Annotated in this window: 18 protein-coding genes; all 18 read left to right on the forward strand. The window is 41.1% G+C overall.

The window, feature by feature from the left end; all coding sequences use genetic code 11:
• Nucleotides 1–30 precede the first annotated feature (30 nt).
• The gene (rpsA, locus tag AUO94_RS15235; RefSeq protein ID WP_058385031.1) at nucleotides 31–1176 is read left to right on the forward strand and encodes a 30S ribosomal protein S1; all 1146 of its coding nucleotides are present in this window, start codon (nucleotides 31–33) and stop codon (nucleotides 1174–1176) included.
• A gap of 22 nt (nucleotides 1177–1198) precedes the next feature.
• Entirely contained in the window at nucleotides 1199–2233 is a 1035-nt protein-coding gene (gene fni, locus AUO94_RS15240; protein WP_269465412.1) for a type 2 isopentenyl-diphosphate Delta-isomerase, read from the forward strand.
• Nucleotides 2234–2326: 93 nt separating this feature from the next.
• The gene (gene der / locus AUO94_RS15245; protein WP_058385033.1) at nucleotides 2327–3637 is read left to right on the forward strand and encodes a ribosome biogenesis GTPase Der; all 1311 of its coding nucleotides are present in this window, start codon (nucleotides 2327–2329) and stop codon (nucleotides 3635–3637) included.
• Nucleotides 3638–3659: 22 nt separating this feature from the next.
• Entirely contained in the window at nucleotides 3660–4679 is a 1020-nt protein-coding gene (locus AUO94_RS15250) for an NAD(P)H-dependent glycerol-3-phosphate dehydrogenase (protein ID WP_058385034.1), read from the forward strand.
• 87 nt (nucleotides 4680–4766) lie between these two features.
• Complete coding sequence (locus AUO94_RS15255; RefSeq protein ID WP_058385035.1) at nucleotides 4767–4970, forward strand: DUF2768 domain-containing protein; 204 nt, start codon at nucleotides 4767–4769, stop codon at nucleotides 4968–4970.
• A gap of 10 nt (nucleotides 4971–4980) precedes the next feature.
• Entirely contained in the window at nucleotides 4981–5691 is a 711-nt protein-coding gene (locus tag AUO94_RS15260; RefSeq protein WP_058386878.1) for a hypothetical protein, read from the forward strand.
• 170 nt (nucleotides 5692–5861) lie between these two features.
• Complete coding sequence (locus AUO94_RS15265) at nucleotides 5862–6134, forward strand: HU family DNA-binding protein (protein ID WP_006829858.1); 273 nt, start codon at nucleotides 5862–5864, stop codon at nucleotides 6132–6134.
• Nucleotides 6135–6479: 345 nt separating this feature from the next.
• Complete coding sequence (gene folE / locus AUO94_RS15270) at nucleotides 6480–7064, forward strand: GTP cyclohydrolase I FolE (RefSeq protein ID WP_058385036.1); 585 nt, start codon at nucleotides 6480–6482, stop codon at nucleotides 7062–7064.
• A 22-nt stretch (nucleotides 7065–7086) separates the two neighbouring features.
• Nucleotides 7087–7308, forward strand: coding sequence for a trp RNA-binding attenuation protein MtrB (gene mtrB, locus AUO94_RS15275; protein ID WP_058385037.1), 222 nt, complete (start codon nucleotides 7087–7089; stop codon nucleotides 7306–7308).
• Between the two features lie 112 nt (nucleotides 7309–7420).
• On the forward strand, nucleotides 7421–8161 hold the full coding sequence (locus AUO94_RS15280) for a heptaprenyl diphosphate synthase component 1 (protein ID WP_237150130.1): 741 nt from the start codon (nucleotides 7421–7423) through the stop codon (nucleotides 8159–8161).
• Between the two features lie 5 nt (nucleotides 8162–8166).
• Nucleotides 8167–8871, forward strand: coding sequence for a demethylmenaquinone methyltransferase (locus tag AUO94_RS15285; RefSeq protein ID WP_058385039.1), 705 nt, complete (start codon nucleotides 8167–8169; stop codon nucleotides 8869–8871).
• A gap of 17 nt (nucleotides 8872–8888) precedes the next feature.
• Nucleotides 8889–9863 (forward strand): heptaprenyl diphosphate synthase component II, encoded by a 975-nt coding sequence (gene hepT, locus AUO94_RS15290; protein WP_058385040.1) that lies wholly within the window; start codon nucleotides 8889–8891, stop codon nucleotides 9861–9863.
• A gap of 85 nt (nucleotides 9864–9948) precedes the next feature.
• The gene (ndk, locus tag AUO94_RS15295) at nucleotides 9949–10395 is read left to right on the forward strand and encodes a nucleoside-diphosphate kinase (protein WP_058385041.1); all 447 of its coding nucleotides are present in this window, start codon (nucleotides 9949–9951) and stop codon (nucleotides 10393–10395) included.
• A 225-nt stretch (nucleotides 10396–10620) separates the two neighbouring features.
• Complete coding sequence (gene aroC / locus AUO94_RS15300) at nucleotides 10621–11793, forward strand: chorismate synthase (protein WP_058385042.1); 1173 nt, start codon at nucleotides 10621–10623, stop codon at nucleotides 11791–11793.
• Nucleotides 11794–11795: 2 nt separating this feature from the next.
• Nucleotides 11796–12872, forward strand: a complete 1077-nt coding sequence (gene aroB / locus AUO94_RS15305; RefSeq protein WP_058385043.1) for a 3-dehydroquinate synthase — start codon at nucleotides 11796–11798, stop codon at nucleotides 12870–12872.
• Nucleotides 12869–13252: a chorismate mutase gene (gene aroH / locus AUO94_RS15310; RefSeq protein ID WP_058385044.1), complete on the forward strand. Its 384-nt coding sequence runs from the start codon at nucleotides 12869–12871 to the stop codon at nucleotides 13250–13252. The genes aroB and aroH overlap by 4 nt, the downstream gene beginning before the upstream one ends.
• Entirely contained in the window at nucleotides 13249–14337 is a 1089-nt protein-coding gene (locus AUO94_RS15315) for a prephenate dehydrogenase (RefSeq protein ID WP_058385045.1), read from the forward strand. The genes aroH and AUO94_RS15315 overlap by 4 nt, the downstream gene beginning before the upstream one ends.
• Before the next feature lie 16 nt (nucleotides 14338–14353).
• On the forward strand, nucleotides 14354–15646 hold the full coding sequence (gene aroA, locus AUO94_RS15320; RefSeq protein ID WP_058385046.1) for a 3-phosphoshikimate 1-carboxyvinyltransferase: 1293 nt from the start codon (nucleotides 14354–14356) through the stop codon (nucleotides 15644–15646).
• The last annotated feature ends 51 nt before the right edge of the window (nucleotides 15647–15697 follow it).

The raw sequence follows: 15697 nt of genomic DNA on the forward strand, positions 1-15697 counted from the left end.
AGGTGGATAGTTTGTGAAGGAGGGCTACTTATGTCAGAGGAAACGAATATGATGGAAAACCGTGACTTCCAAACAGGAGATCGCGTCAAAGGGGTAGTAGCAAAAATAGAAGAAAAAGCAGTCACGGTAACAATTGAAGGTGCACCATTTGATGGTATTATTCCAATCAGTGAGTTATCAAGTCTGCATATTGAAAAAGCATCAGATTCGGTAGAAGTTGGAGATGAACTGGATTTGATCATTACAAAAATTGAAGATGAGAATTTCGTTTTATCCAAGCGTAAAGTGGATGCCGAACTGGCATGGGGCGAATTGGAGAAGAAATTTGAGTCTGGTGAAATTATTGAAGCTGAAGTTAAAGACGTTGTAAAAGGCGGTTTAGTGGTCGACTTAGGTGTCCGTGGATTTGTCCCGGCTTCTTTAGTGGAAGATTACTTTGTTGAGTCTTTTGAAGACTATAAAGGAAAAGAATTGACGTTTAAAATTGTAGAAATGGAAAAAGAAAATAATCGGTTGATTCTTTCGCATCGTGCCGTTATCGAAAAAGAAAAAGAGTCGCAAAAAGAAAAAGTGATGGAAAAAATCCATGCTGGAGATGAGCTGAAAGGCAAAGTGCAACGTATTGCTTCTTTCGGTGCTTTTGTTGACATCGGTGGTGTAGATGGTTTGGTCCATATTTCACAGTTGTCTCATGAACATGTGGAAAAAGTTTCTGATGTCGTAACCGAAGGTCAAGAAGTTACGGTCAAAGTACTATCTGTCGATCGGGATTCAGAACGTATTTCGTTGTCTATTAAAGACACGCTTCCTGGACCATGGGACACGATTGATGAAAAAGCACCAAAAGGTTCTGTTCATACTGGAACGGTTAAGCGTCTTGTTAGTTATGGGGCGTTTGTAGAAGTTCTACCGGGTGTAGAAGGTCTTGTTCATATTTCACAAATTGCACACAAACACATCGCAACGCCGAATGAAGAATTGTCAGAAGGTCAAGAAGTGCAAGTTAAAGTACTTGAAGTCAATAAAGCGGACAAGCGGTTGTCTCTTAGTATTAAAGAATTACAAGAAAAACAGGGTGACCAAGATTTCTCGAATTACGAAATGCCTGAAGAGTCCTCTGGTTTTTCAATTAGTGATGTGATCGGCGATAAACTAAAAGGTTTTAAACCTGAATAATATGTCAAGAGCTGAGCGTAAAATGGATCATATACAATTTGCTTTATCGACAGGGCAAAGTAAAAAAAATATGTTTAACGATATTCGATTTGTTCACCAAGCTTTACCGAACTCAGCGGTTTCTAATAGGTGCATAAAGCCAAAAACAGGTGATTTGAATTTAGAATCACCTGTTTTTATTAATGCGATGACAGGCGGTGGCGGACGGGCTACTCAACAATTGAATAGTCTGTTGGCAAGAGTTGCTCGGGAAACCGGGATGGCTATGGCTGTGGGATCTCAAATGGCTGCGCTTAAAGATTCGAATGAGCGGCAGTCTTATACGGTTGTTAGAAGAGAAAATCCGAATGGTATCTTATTTGGTAACCTTGGTAGCGAAGCGACCGTGCAACAAGCGCAAGATGCAGTCGAGATGATAGAAGCGAATGCACTACAGATTCATTTAAATGTTGTGCAAGAGCTGACGATGCCAGAAGGAGATCGTGACTTCCGCGGAGCTCTTGAACGCATACAAGCGATTGCTGAGAAGCTTGATGTTCCGGTAATTGTTAAAGAAACAGGATTTGGTATATCTCGTGAAACTGCGGAGAAACTGAAGGGAAGTGCAGTTTCAGTAATTGATGTCAGTGGCTTTGGCGGCACAAACTTTTCATTGATCGAAAATGAACGTCGCAGGATAAAAATGGCTTATTTTGACGACTGGGGTATTCCGACAGCAGCAGCAATTGTAGAAGTAAAGAGTGTTTTTGATAAAACAGTTTTTGCTTCAGGCGGCATTCAAAATGCACAGGATATGATTAAAGCATTTATGCTGGGAGCTGATGCGGTAGGTCTTGCAGGTGCTTTTTTAAAAACGGCGATGCAAGAAGGCGAAAAACAGCTAATCGATGATATACATGCGCTCTATGAAGACTTGGCAATGATGATGACAGCTCTTGGAGCAAATAACTTGGTAGATTTGCAAAAATGTCCAGCAGTTATCACGGGAGAATTAGCGCAATATCTCATCGCTAGAGGCTTTAATCCGGCATCCTATGCAAATGTGAAGAAAAACTGAATATTGCACATATAAGGGGGATGGACATTTAACAGATGCCATCGCCTTTTTCGTGTATAATAGGCATATCAGAAGTGGAAGGATGAAGTGATTATGTCAAAACCGGTAGTAGCAATAGTTGGCCGGCCGAACGTTGGTAAGTCCACGATATTCAATCGCGTGGTAGGAGAACGGGTTTCAATTGTGGAAGATATTCCAGGAGTAACGCGTGACCGTATTTACAGCTCGGCAGATTGGTTAACACATGAATTCAATATTATAGACACAGGCGGTATCGATCTTCGAGACGAGCCGTTTCTTGAACAAATCCGTCAGCAGGCAGAAATTGCTATGGATGAAGCAGACGTTATTATTTTTCTTGTAAATGGACGCGATGGCGTGACTAATCAAGACGAACAAGTAGCAAAAATTTTATATAAGACGAAAAAACCAGTTATTTTAGCAGTTAACAAGATTGACAATCCTGACATGCGCCATATGATTTATGACTTTTATACGTTGGGAATGGGCGAACCTTTCCCTCTTTCAGGATCCCATGGTTTAGGCCTAGGAGATTTACTGGACGAAGTAGCTAAAAACTTCCCTCAAGACGATGATGAGGAATATCCAGATGATGTTATTAAATTCTCATTAATTGGTCGTCCTAACGTCGGCAAATCTTCTCTCGTAAATTCATTTCTTGGAGAAGAACGTGTCATCGTCAGCGAAGTGGCGGGTACGACGCGCGACGCTATTGATACACAGTACGTCTACAATGAGCAGCCTTATGTCATCATTGACACAGCTGGAATGCGTAAAAAAGGGAAAGTTTACGAAACAACAGAAAAATACAGTGTTCTACGTGCATTGCGTGCGATTGAACGCTCAGATGTTGTTTTAGTGGTTTTGAACGCCGAAGAAGGTATTCAGGAACAAGATAAGAAAATTGCTGGATATGCTCACGAGGCAGGTAAAGCAGTAATTATTATTGTTAATAAATGGGATGCTATCGAAAAAGATGAAAAAACAATGAATGTTTTTTCTCGTAAAATCCGTGAGCATTTCTTATTCCTTGACTATGCTCCTATTATGTTTGTATCCGCAATTAGTGGCAAACGAGTGCATAGTATTTTAGAAATCGTTAACAAAGTAAATGATAATCATTCAAGAAGAATTCAATCGAGCATTCTAAATGAAGTTATAGAAGATGCAGTTGCTATGAATCCAGCACCATCGGACAATGGCCGTCGTTTGCGTGTTTATTACGCAACACAAGTCGCCATTAAGCCACCGACATTTGTAGTGTTTGTAAATGAGCCTGAAATAATGCATTTTAGTTATGAACGCTTCTTGCAAAACCGGATTCGCGAAAGTTTCGACTTTGAAGGAACTCCTCTTCGTCTTATAACGAGAGCTCGTACTTAAGATAAAAAGGTGGGTTTAACTTATGGAAAAAGTTTCTGTTTTTGGGGCAGGGAGCTGGGGAACTGCATTGAGCTATGTACTTGCTCAAAACGGCCATGATTTACTGCTTTGGACACATCGTCAGGAACAAGCTGATGAAATTAATCAGCATACAAATAAACGCTATTTAAAAGAGATACAACTACCAGACAGTTTAAAGGCGACAAGCAATTTGCCACAGGCTGTAGCACATGGGAATGTCTTCGTTTTGGCTGTACCCACAAAAGCAATCCGAGAAGTTTGCCAGGATATCAAAGAAAATCTTGATCGCAAAGTCTTATTCGTTCACGTTTCTAAAGGCATTGAACCGGATTCTTTAAAGCGAATCAGCGAAATGATCCGTGAAGAAATTCCGGAGCAATGGATTGAAGATGTTGTTGTACTGTCCGGACCAAGTCATGCTGAAGAAGTGGTTCAAGAGCATCCAACGACTGTTACGGCAGCTTGTGAGAATACGGAAGCGGCCATTCGAATTCAAGACTTGTTCATGAATGGGTATTTCCGCGTTTATACGAATACGGATGTAATTGGTGTAGAAATTGGTGGTGCTTTAAAAAATATTATCGCATTAGCAGTTGGAATCACTGATGGATTAGGGTTTGGGGATAACGCAAAAGCGGCTATTATGACACGCGGGTTAGCGGAAATTGCACGGCTCGGTGTGAAAATGGGAGCAACACCTTTAACTTTCTCTGGTTTGACCGGGGTGGGAGATTTGATTGTTACTTGCACGAGTGTCCATTCGCGTAATTGGCGAGCAGGCAATATGCTAGGTAAAGGAAAGTCTTTAGATGAAGTGCTAGAAGAAATGGGCATGGTTGTTGAAGGGATCCGGACTACTAAAGCGGCTTATCAATTGTCGAAAGCATATGATGTACCAATGCCAATTACTGCTGCACTTTACGCGGTTCTTTTTGACAATGTGTCAACAGATGACGCAGTTGGAAAGTTGATGGGGCGCATGAAAAAGAACGAAATGGAAGATTTGATAGACTTGCTTTAATTGTCACAAAAGAAGAGGATGCTTAAGGCTGACTCTTCTTTTTTTGTGCTATACTATTGACTGAAACACTACGAAAGGCGGGCAATTATGAGTGCTTTAGATAAAATGTGGGTGTCATTTGCTGGAATTGCTTTTTTGATGATTTCTATGGGTATGATTTACTTGAGCAGATATAAACTGAAGAACGGAATTCTTAAATTTACTTTTGCGTTAATTGCTTATATCTTGCTAATACTAGGATTTTTCATCATGGTATTCACAGTATTTAGTGGCCCAACAGGCGGCGCGTGAGGTGAGAAAAATGAAAAAAACGGCAATGATTATGATGCTCTTGCTAGTGGGTGGATTTTTAACAGCTTGCGGATATCCGCAAAATGAGCGAGCTGAAAACCAAATTCCTTATGAAGATCAATTAATCACTGTGCAAAATGCAGTAAATCAGTATAGAGACGCTACGGGTGGCTTATTACCAATAAAAACGCGTGATATGGATATAGATCAATACATCAAATACCCGGTGGATTTCTCGAAACTTGTTCCTACGTATACTGCAGAAATACCAACAAATGCATTTGAAACGGGTGGTGTTTTTCAGTATGTTCTAATGGACGTTGAAGAAAATCCAACGGTAAAATTGGTTGATTTACAGGCTGCGGAAGCGATAAGATCTGTGAACGTGCGAAAAAGTGCTAACGGTGGACAAGCTCCGATTGCTGAAATTCTTTCAGACAATGTCTATAAATTTAATCATGAAGCCATGGGTTTTTCTGAGGAACCGACTGTCGTCAGCCCTTATAGTGGAAGAAATTTGCCAATGGTAATTACTGGTAATGGAGATGTCTATATCGATTATGCCATGGATCTTTTTACAGCACTCCAAGAATACAAGGGTGAGTTAAAACCAGGTCAGGATATTCGTTTTATTCTTTATGAAGACAATCCTGTCGTCCCTGCCTATTCACTTCCTTACACCGTAGATGAAAATAATGAACCGATATTCTTAACAGAATAAAACATTGATTTGCCGCGTTTTAATAGAAATAGCCGCTTTTTAGAAAATTTTGTTAGTATTTGGTGGTTTTATTCGATAAGTGGGCTGTTTGTTGTTGCTATGCGATTTTCGATGTGATACTCTTTTTACAGGATTGATGGTTGCATCCCCTTTGAGAGGAGGTGAATAGCATGAACAAAACAGAATTAGTGAACTCTGTTGCTGAAGCAGCTGAGCTTTCTCGTAAAGACGCTGCCAAAGCAGTTGACGCTGCATTTGAGACGATTCAAGACGCTTTAACTAAAGGTGAAAAAGTACAGTTGATCGGATTCGGTAACTTTGAAGTACGCGAACGCGCGGCCCGCAAAGGACGTAACCCGCAAACTGGTGCTGAAATCGAGATCGCTGCAAGCAAAGTTCCTGCATTTAAGCCAGGTAAAGCGCTTAAAGACGCAGTGAAGTAAGCTTTAGCCTCTGTACATAGGATGACTTTTGCGAGACACAATCTTGCAAAAGTCATCCTTTTTTTGAGCCAAGATTTTGCGAAACACCTGTGCGTGTGCTACGATTCATGTGAGAAAAGCGCAGGAAGCCGTCAAGACCCGACAAGCATAAGACGCCTTGGCGAAGCGGCGGTGTTCAGCCGCACATTAAGGCATCTTAACAAACCGATAAAGCGCATTGCTTAATCTTAATGGGTAAAGCCCTTAAGGCTGAATAGTGAACTGCTAACGCATATAAAAATAATAGCAGCAGCCATCCTGCTGCCAAAACAAATAACCGATTCGTTTTCAACAGGGGGAAGTAAAATGATAGATGTCAAAGCCCAAAAAGTAGACCTTGCTAAAATAGAAAAAGCGGTCTCGATGATTTTAGAGGCAGTTGGGGAAGACGTAGACCGAGAAGGATTAGCGGATACGCCTAAAAGGGTAGCTAAGATGTATGCAGAAGTATTTTCTGGATTGAAAGAAGATCCAAAAGAATATTTTAAAACGGTGTTTCATGAAGGTCATGAAGAATTGGTGCTGGTCAAAGATATTCCTTTTTACTCAATGTGCGAACATCACCTTGTTCCTTTTTTTGGTAAAGCACATATTGCCTATATTCCTCGTGACGGAATTGTGACAGGCTTAAGTAAATTAGCTCGTGCTGTAGAAACGGTGTCAAAACGACCTCAGCTTCAAGAACGAATTACTTCGACAATTGCAGATTCACTAATGGAAACATTAAATCCACATGGTGTATATGTAATGGTCGAAGCGGAACATATGTGCATGACCATGAGAGGCATCAAGAAGCCAGGCGCAAAAACGGTAACAGCTGTTTCGCGTGGAGTTCTCGAAACCGATACGATCAAGCGTTCTGAAGTAATCACATATATCAATATGAACTAATACTAAAAAAGTGGGTGTTAAAATGGCTCAGACAGAATACATTGTTATTCGCGCTCAAGAAGACGGCGTGAATGTAATAGGATTAACTCGAGGTAACGACACAAAATTTCACCATACTGAAAAATTAGATAAAGGCGAAGTAATGATTGCACAATTTACCGAGCATACTTCAGCTATGAAAATTCGTGGCAAAGCGGAGATTCATTCTGCTCACGGTATCGTTGAAAGTGAAGCTAAAAAATAAACGATATTGCTGAAGGCAAGGCTTTGCCTGTGATATACTAGTATAGTATGGCTAAATCATGAATGGAGCAAGCAGTATGAAGGGACACCAAATACAATCGAAAATTATTTCTATGGAAATCGAGGTCTTAGATGCTGTTCGGCAACGGACACTCGATCAGTTTACAGAAGGTCCCTCTGTCAAAGAGTCCCGTTTGTTTTTTTTACTGTTGCCTTTTTTCAGTGGAAAAACATGGTCGGCAGAAATTGAATCCTCTGCAAAAACGGTTTCCATCGTCTATGCGGCTTTGCATGCACACGATCAAGTAAGAGAAGATAACCCAATTAGCAAAGAGCAACAATTGACCGTGTTGGCTGGTGATTTATATAGCGGAATTTATTACCAAATGTTGGTCAATAGCAAGAATATTGCTATGGTCCAGAAATTGGCAACGGCTATCATTCAAGTGAGCGAACGGAAAACCTCTTTTTTTGAAGGGATGGACCGGTCTATTGCAGAGGTAGAAGAAGCCATCACCATTATTGAAACCGAACTTCTAATTTCTTTTTATAAATTCTACGGCTACACTGAATATGAATCACTTGCAAAACAGGCGTTGCTTTATATACGTTACGCCGATGAATTGGAGCGATTGCAGTCTAAAAACTACTCCAACTTTCTACGTGAATTAACTAGTAACTTGAATCATAAAAATTATGTAGAACACTGGCTAGTGGAAAAACTTGATAACTTACACGAGAAGATAGTGAAATCTATTGATGAGTGTTCATTGGATTACGAACTTGCACAATTCTTGCTCCATCAAATAACCCCGCACCAGCATAGAGCTGAGCAGCTGACCCGAGAAGGATGACTGATATGCCTAAAACGAAAGAACAAAGAGTCCACGAAGTATTTGAGAAAATATCCGAGAATTACGATCAAATGAATTCAGTTATTAGTTTTCAACAGCATAACAAGTGGCGTGAAGATACGATGTACAAAATGCAAGTTCCAAAAGGAGCTGCAGCTATTGATGTTTGCTGTGGCACCGCTGATTGGACCATTGCGCTTGGCGAAGCAGTAGGTGAAACAGGACGTGTAGTTGGACTAGACTTTAGTCAAAACATGCTAAATGTTGGCCACGACAAGACGAAAGATATGCCTCAAATCAAACTGATCCAAGGCAATGCAATGTCACTGCCGTACCCGGATAATTCTTTTGATTTTGCGACCATCGGATTTGGGTTGCGCAATGTGCCGGATTACCGTCAAGCCCTTTCTGAAATGCATCGTGTTTTAAAGCCAGGTGGAATGATTGCTTGTCTAGAAACGTCACAACCCGAAAATATCGTATTCAAGCCATTTTTTAGAATGTATTTCCGTTTCATAATGCCGGTATTTGGTAAGCTTTTTGCTAAAAGTTACAAAGAATACTCATGGCTACAGGAATCGGCAAAATCGTTCCCTGGCATGAAACAATTAGCCAAACTGTTTGCGGAAGTCGGATTTGAAAAAGTAAAATACAAGCCTTATACAGGAGGCGCCGCCGCCCTCCATTTAGGAATAAAAAAAGTAAACTAGCGGGAGAAGGATTTTAAGTGGAAAAGATGAAGTTGAAATTGCTCTATTCCGACCTTAGACCGGAACTAGAAATGATCGAGAAGGAATTGGAACAGGCAGTGGATTCCGAGTCTCTCCTTTTAAATGATGCGTCTCTTCATTTATTACAGGCCGGAGGGAAAAGAATCCGACCTGTTTTTGTTTTGCTTGCTGGAAAATTTGGTGATTACAATATTGATGTGATGAAGCAAGTGGCAGTGCCGCTTGAATTGATTCACATGGCTTCACTGGTGCACGACGATGTCATTGACGATTCAGAAATTCGTAGAGGCCGACCGACAGTCAAAGCACAATGGAATAACAGCGTAGCGATGTATACAGGTGATTTTATTTTGGCGCGAGCGTTAGAACGCATTACTGAAATTACAGCTCCGCGAGTTCATGAAATATTATCTAAAACGTTGATAGAAGTGTGCAGAGGCGAAATTATTCAAATTCAAGACAAGTATAAATTAGATCAAAATTTGCGAGATTATTTCCGTCGCATCAAGCGCAAGACTGCGTTGTTGATTTCATCAAGCTGTGAATTGGGTGCGCTTGTTTCAGGTACCGATGAGAAAACTGCGGCGCATTTACGTCGTTTTGGGTATTTTATCGGCATGTCATTTCAAATTATTGACGATATTCTTGATTTTACCTCTACCGATGAAGAACTTGGAAAACCAGCGGGCAGCGATTTCATTCAAGGGAATATCACCTTGCCTATTTTATGTGCGCGGAAAGATCCCGAAATCTATCAACTGTTAAAAGCCAATTTGAATAAGGAACTATCCGACCATGAACGATTGGAAATTGTCGGAATCATTCGCAATAGTTCCGGAATCGAAGAAGCGAAAGCAATGAGTGAACGATACTTACAGAAGGCGTTACGCGAACTTTCTTTCTTGCCAAAAGGACCAGGAGTAAAAACGATGCGAAAAATTGCATTCTTTATCGGTAAACGAAATTTTTAAGTTGTTGGTTGACAAATGACTCGACAATGATAGTATTTTTTAAGGTGGGCAAAATGCCCGAGCTTTTAATAGAGGAGTGTTTACATTGGAAAAAACATTTTTAATGGTTAAACCAGATGGCGTTCAACGCAACGTAATCGGAGAAATCGTCGCACGTTTCGAGAAAAAAGGATATCATTTAGTAGGTGCTAAATTGATGCAAATTCCTACTGAGTTGGCTGAAGAGCATTACGGCGAGCACAAAGAGCGTCCTTTCTTCGGTGAATTGGTTGAATTTATCACTTCAGGTCCTGTATTCGCAATGGTTTGGGAAGGCGAAAACGTTATTTTGACTGCACGTCAAATGATGGGCGCGACAAACCCGAAAGATGCAGCTTCAGGAACTATCCGCGGCGACTTCGCAGTTACTGTCGGCAAAAACATGATTCACGGTTCGGATTCTGCTGAAAGTGCAGAACGCGAGATCGGCTTGTTCTTCAAAGAAGAAGAATTGGTTTCATATGAAAAAACAATGAACAACTGGGTTAACTAATCCAATTTTTAAAAAAGCAGCCTAGCTGCTTTTTTTTATTTATCTTGAGAGTCTGCCAAGAAATGTGGCTGCTCTTTTTTTAGGTTGGAAGTGCTTAAGTGATGAAGGAAAAAAATCTCAATTGATTGAAGTTTCACTTTATCTAATTTTCATATAGAATTGAAGAAATACCTTGTGGTATAGTGGTACATAAATACTTTAGCACGTTGAAGGGAGAAAGTGTAAATGCGTTATTTAACAGCAGGAGAATCACATGGTCCGCAATTGACTGCCATCATCGAGGGATTGCCGGCGCAGTTGCCTTTAACGGCAGAAATGGTTAATAAAGAATTAAAAAGAAGACAAGGCGGCCATGGTCGTGGTAGAAGAATGCAAATCGAAAAAGATACAGTTGAAATTGTGTCAGGTGTTCGACATGGTAAAACTTTAGGTTCACCTGTCGCTTTAGTTGTGAAAAATGACGATTGGAAACATTGGACATCGATTATGGGGATTGAGCCGATAGAGGATACAGAAGAAGTAAAGCGTCAGTTATCGCGTCCACGTCCTGGTCATGCTGATTTAAATGGCGGTATGAAATATGGTCACCGTGATCTTCGAAACGTCTTAGAACGTTCTTCAGCACGTGAAACAACGGTACGCGTAGCAGTTGGTGCAGTAGCAAAGCAGTTACTTGCTGAACTCGGCATCAAAATTGTTTCACATGTGACTGAAATAGGTGGAATTAAAGTAAATCCAGAAAGTTACCTTGGAAAGTCTGTAGATGAAATTCGAGAAATTGTTGAAAATGATGCTGTTTATTGCGCTGATCCAACGGTGACTCAGGAAATGATGGATTTAATAGATAAAACCAAGAAAAACGGTGATTCTATCGGTGGAACAGTAGAAGTGATCGTGGAAGGCATGCCTGCTGGAATTGGTAGCTATGTCCATTACGACCGGAAACTGGACGCTAAATTAGCAGCTGCCATTATGAGCATAAACGCCTTCAAAGGGGTTGAATTTGGTCTAGGGTTTGAAATGGCTAGAAAACCAGGCAGTGAAGTTCATGATGAAATTCTTTGGGATCAAGAAAATGGCTACACACGCAAAACGAATAATCTCGGAGGTTTCGAGGGCGGAATGACGACTGGAATGCCTATTATCGTTAGAGGTGTAATGAAGCCGATTCCGACTTTGTATAAGCCGCTTAATAGTGTGGATATTGAAACGAAAGAACCTTTTCAAGCAAGTATTGAGCGTTCTGACAGCTGTGCCGTTCCGGCAGCTTCGATTGTTGCTGAGCACGTAGTCGCATGGGAAGTCGCAAACGCATTGTTGGATCAGTTCGACGCAGATCAAATGCCTCGCTTAGTAGATAATCTAAAAAATTACCTGGAATACACGAAGGAGTTTTAAGAATGAAGCAATTGCGAGTCGAGGCAAATCATCCTTATATGGTTCATATCGGTGCGGGAGCTTTCGATTTGTTCGCAAATGCTTATCGCCCTTTGCTAGATAATGCCGATCGAATTGTGGTTATCGTCGACAAACAAGTGGCAGAGCTTCATTTACCGTATTTATTAGCTCATTTAACAGATTGGGACGTTCGTGTGTTAACAATTCCGGCTGGAGAAAGTGCAAAGTCCGTGGAAACCTTTATGGCGTGTCACAGCTTTCTGCTTTCCGAAAATTGCTCAAGAGCTTCTTTGCTACTCGCTTTTGGTGGAGGCGCGACAGGAGATGTAGCCGGATTTGTTGCTTCGACTTTCATGCGGGGCATCTCGTTTATCCAGCTTCCAACGACGATTTTGGCTCATGATAGTGCAGTCGGCGGTAAAACAGCCATCAATCATAAGTTAGGAAAAAATATGATCGGTACATTTTATCAACCAAAAGCCGTTTTGTATGATAGTAAATTGCTGGCAACTTTACCTGTTCAAGAAGTACGTTCAGGTATGGCTGAAGTGATCAAGCACGCCTTTATATCTAATGAAGAGTGGTTGAATGAATTATTGGCTATTGAGAACTTTAAAGACATGACAGAAGACGATTTGAATCGCCATTTGGAAAAAGGCATTGCTGTAAAAGCGGCGATTGTTGAAGAAGACGAATTTGAAGGCGGCATTCGTAAATACTTGAATTTTGGTCATACGTTGGCACACGCATTAGAAGGACATCTGGGTTATGGCAAACTTACACACGGAGAAGCCGTCGTGCTTGGAATGTCTTATGCTCTTCTCTTGTCAGAGCATAGTAAATTAGCTGGATTTATCAGGTGGTCTAGTACAAATGGCTATCCCCTTCATTTACTACAGGAAATTCATTTTGAGGCATTGTTGCCTTATATGAAAAAAGATAAAAAATCTTCAAGAGGAACACTGAATTTTGTTTTACTTGAACGCACAGGCAAACCGTTTGTAGAACAAATTGAAGAGCAGCACGCACGTGCAACCTATGAAAAGTTAGTCTTACAGATAGGAGAAGTGATTAGATGATACGTGGAGTACGAGGTGCAATTACAGTTTCTGTAGACCAGCCAGAAGAAGTATTAAAAGAAACACAACGGCTAGTGTTAGAAATGGCTAAAGAAAACAATATTGAACCAGATGATGTTGCGTCAGTCATCATTTCGACGACGACTGATATTTCATCTGCTTTTCCGGCGAAAGCTGTTCGGACAATTGCGGAATGGACATATGTACCCGTCATGTGCACACATGAAATGGACGTTCCTGGGAGTATGCCTCTATGTATCCGTGTCATGATGCACGTTAATACCGTGCTGGGTCAGCAAGACATTCACCATATTTATTTGAACGAAGCGATAAAGCTGCGTCCGGATTTATCTGCTAAAAGCCAGGTGAGTTCGACGTGACAACTCATATTTTAATTATTGGATTAGGCCTGATTGGCGGGTCGCTCGCAAAAGCGCTTCAGCGTAATCAGGATGTCCATGTGGCAGGGTACGATGCCGATCCATTGACCGCTAGAAAAGCTTTTAAAATGGGGATCATACATAGTTCGCCGCCATCACTTGAACAAGCAGCATCAGAAGCTGATGTTATCGTCTTTGCTACACCCGTAGGGGCTACAATCAAGTTAATGGAACAAAGTAAATATTGGCAGTTGAAAGATGATGTCATCTTGACAGATACGGGTAGTACTAAAATACAAATAATGGAATCTTCGAAAAGCTTGAACCATCTTTTTATAGGCGGTCATCCAATGGCGGGATCGCATAAGAGTGGGGTAGAAGCAGCAAAAGAAGTGTTATTTGAAAATGCCTATTATATTTTAACACCTGGTAACGCGACGGACGATGAACGTTTACAATTTTTAAAGGAATTATTGTCAGTTACCAAAGCGAAAATTAAGATATTGCCAGCAGAAGAGCATGATCATATGACAGCGATAGTGAGTCATTTCCCACATTTGATTGCAGCATCACTGGTTCATCAATTAGATCAAGAGGATAAATTTCCTTTTGCTCGACAACTAGCGGCTGGTGGTTTCCGGGATACGACGCGTATCGCTTCGGCAAATCCCGAAATGTGGAGAGATATCACCACTCAAAATAATACAATGATTGTTCAGCAGTTGGATAATTGGATGGAGCAAATGGAACAATTAAAACAGATGCTTAAAAAAAATGATCCAGAACCGATTCAACAATTTTTCTCGCATGCTAAGACAGTACGGGACGAGTTGCCGATTTCTGGGCATGGTGCGATGTTCTCGGTATTCGATTTGTATATCGATGTACCCGATATACCGGGTATTATCTCGGAGTTAACTGGCTATCTAGCAGAAGAAGAAATCAGTATTGTCAATCTTCGAATTTTGGAAACGCGTGAAGACGTATTTGGTATTCTTGTTATCAGTTTCCAAACAACGGAAGATCGTGCGCGCGCACAAAAATGCATGATGACTCGAACTGTATACGATACATATATTTCCTGAAAGGACGGATAAGCCCGTGGTATTATCTTTAGCGTTTAAAAAACCAGCCTTAAAAGGCACCATTCAAGTTCCAGGGGACAAATCAATTTCTCACAGAGCTATTATGTTTGGATCTATGGCAACAGGGACAACGACAGTAGAAGGTTTTCTTATGGGAGACGATTGCCTAAGTACTATCTCCTGTTTTAAAAAGCTGGGTGTAAAAATTAATATTACAGAAGACTTAGTGACCATTCAAAGTAGAGGAGAAGATGCTTGGAAAGAGCCTTCTGAAGTTTTGGATACCGGGAACTCGGGAACGACAACAAGATTAATGCTTGGATTATTGGCGGGAACTTCTTTTCATTCAATTTTAGTGGGAGATGAGTCTATTGCAAAGCGTCCTATGAGACGCATCATCGATCCGCTTCGCGAAATGGGTGCAGATATTCGAGGGCGAGAAGACGGACAATACACACCTTTAGCAGTTCAAGGAACACAGTTAAAGGCGATTGACTATACATTGCCAGTTGCCAGTGCTCAAGTAAAATCCGCCATTTTATTGGCTGCATTAAAAGCAAATGGCAAAACGATTATTCATGAGCCAATCGCTTCGCGCGACCATACAGAAATCATGCTAGAACATTTTGGCGCTACGATTACACGTGAAGACCACCAGATTAAGTTAGAAGGTGGTCAAAAGCTAACGGCTGCACATGTGAAGGTGCCGGGTGACATTTCGTCTGCGGCCTTTATGATAGGTGCTGCGTTAATTACTGAAGGGAGCACAGTGACGCTAGAAAATGTAGGGATTAATCCGACGCGGACAGGTATTTTAGATGTGATTGAACAAATGGGCGCTAATTTTGAATTGGAAGAACATGATACGCTAGGAGAACGTTCCGCAGATGTAACAATTCATTCGAGTAAATTGAAAGGAATTGAAATTGGCGGAGAGTTGATTCCACGATTGATTGACGAAATTCCTTTGATCGCCCTTATTGCTACACAGGCTGAAGGAACGACAGTGATCAGAGATGCTGAAGAGCTTCGCGTGAAAGAAACAGATCGTATTTCTGCTGTTGTCAAAGAATTGACGAAAATGGGCGCAGACATTGAAGCGACTGAAGACGGCATGATCATTCATGGACCAACGGCTTTAACCGGTGCTGAAATGACTTCTTACGGCGATCACCGCCTTGGGATGATGGCGGCAATTGCTGCGTTAATAGCATCTAGCGAAGTTGTCATTGATGATGCTGAATGCATTTCAGTTTCCTACCCCAACTTTTTTGAACAACTTAATTTACTGACAACTAGACTCTCCTGATGGGGAGTTTTTTTAGTATGATAATAACAAGATTTCGTGTAGGATGAGAGT

The sequence above is a fragment of the Planococcus kocurii genome, from assembly GCF_001465835.2.
Classification (GTDB): domain Bacteria; phylum Bacillota; class Bacilli; order Bacillales_A; family Planococcaceae; genus Planococcus; species Planococcus kocurii.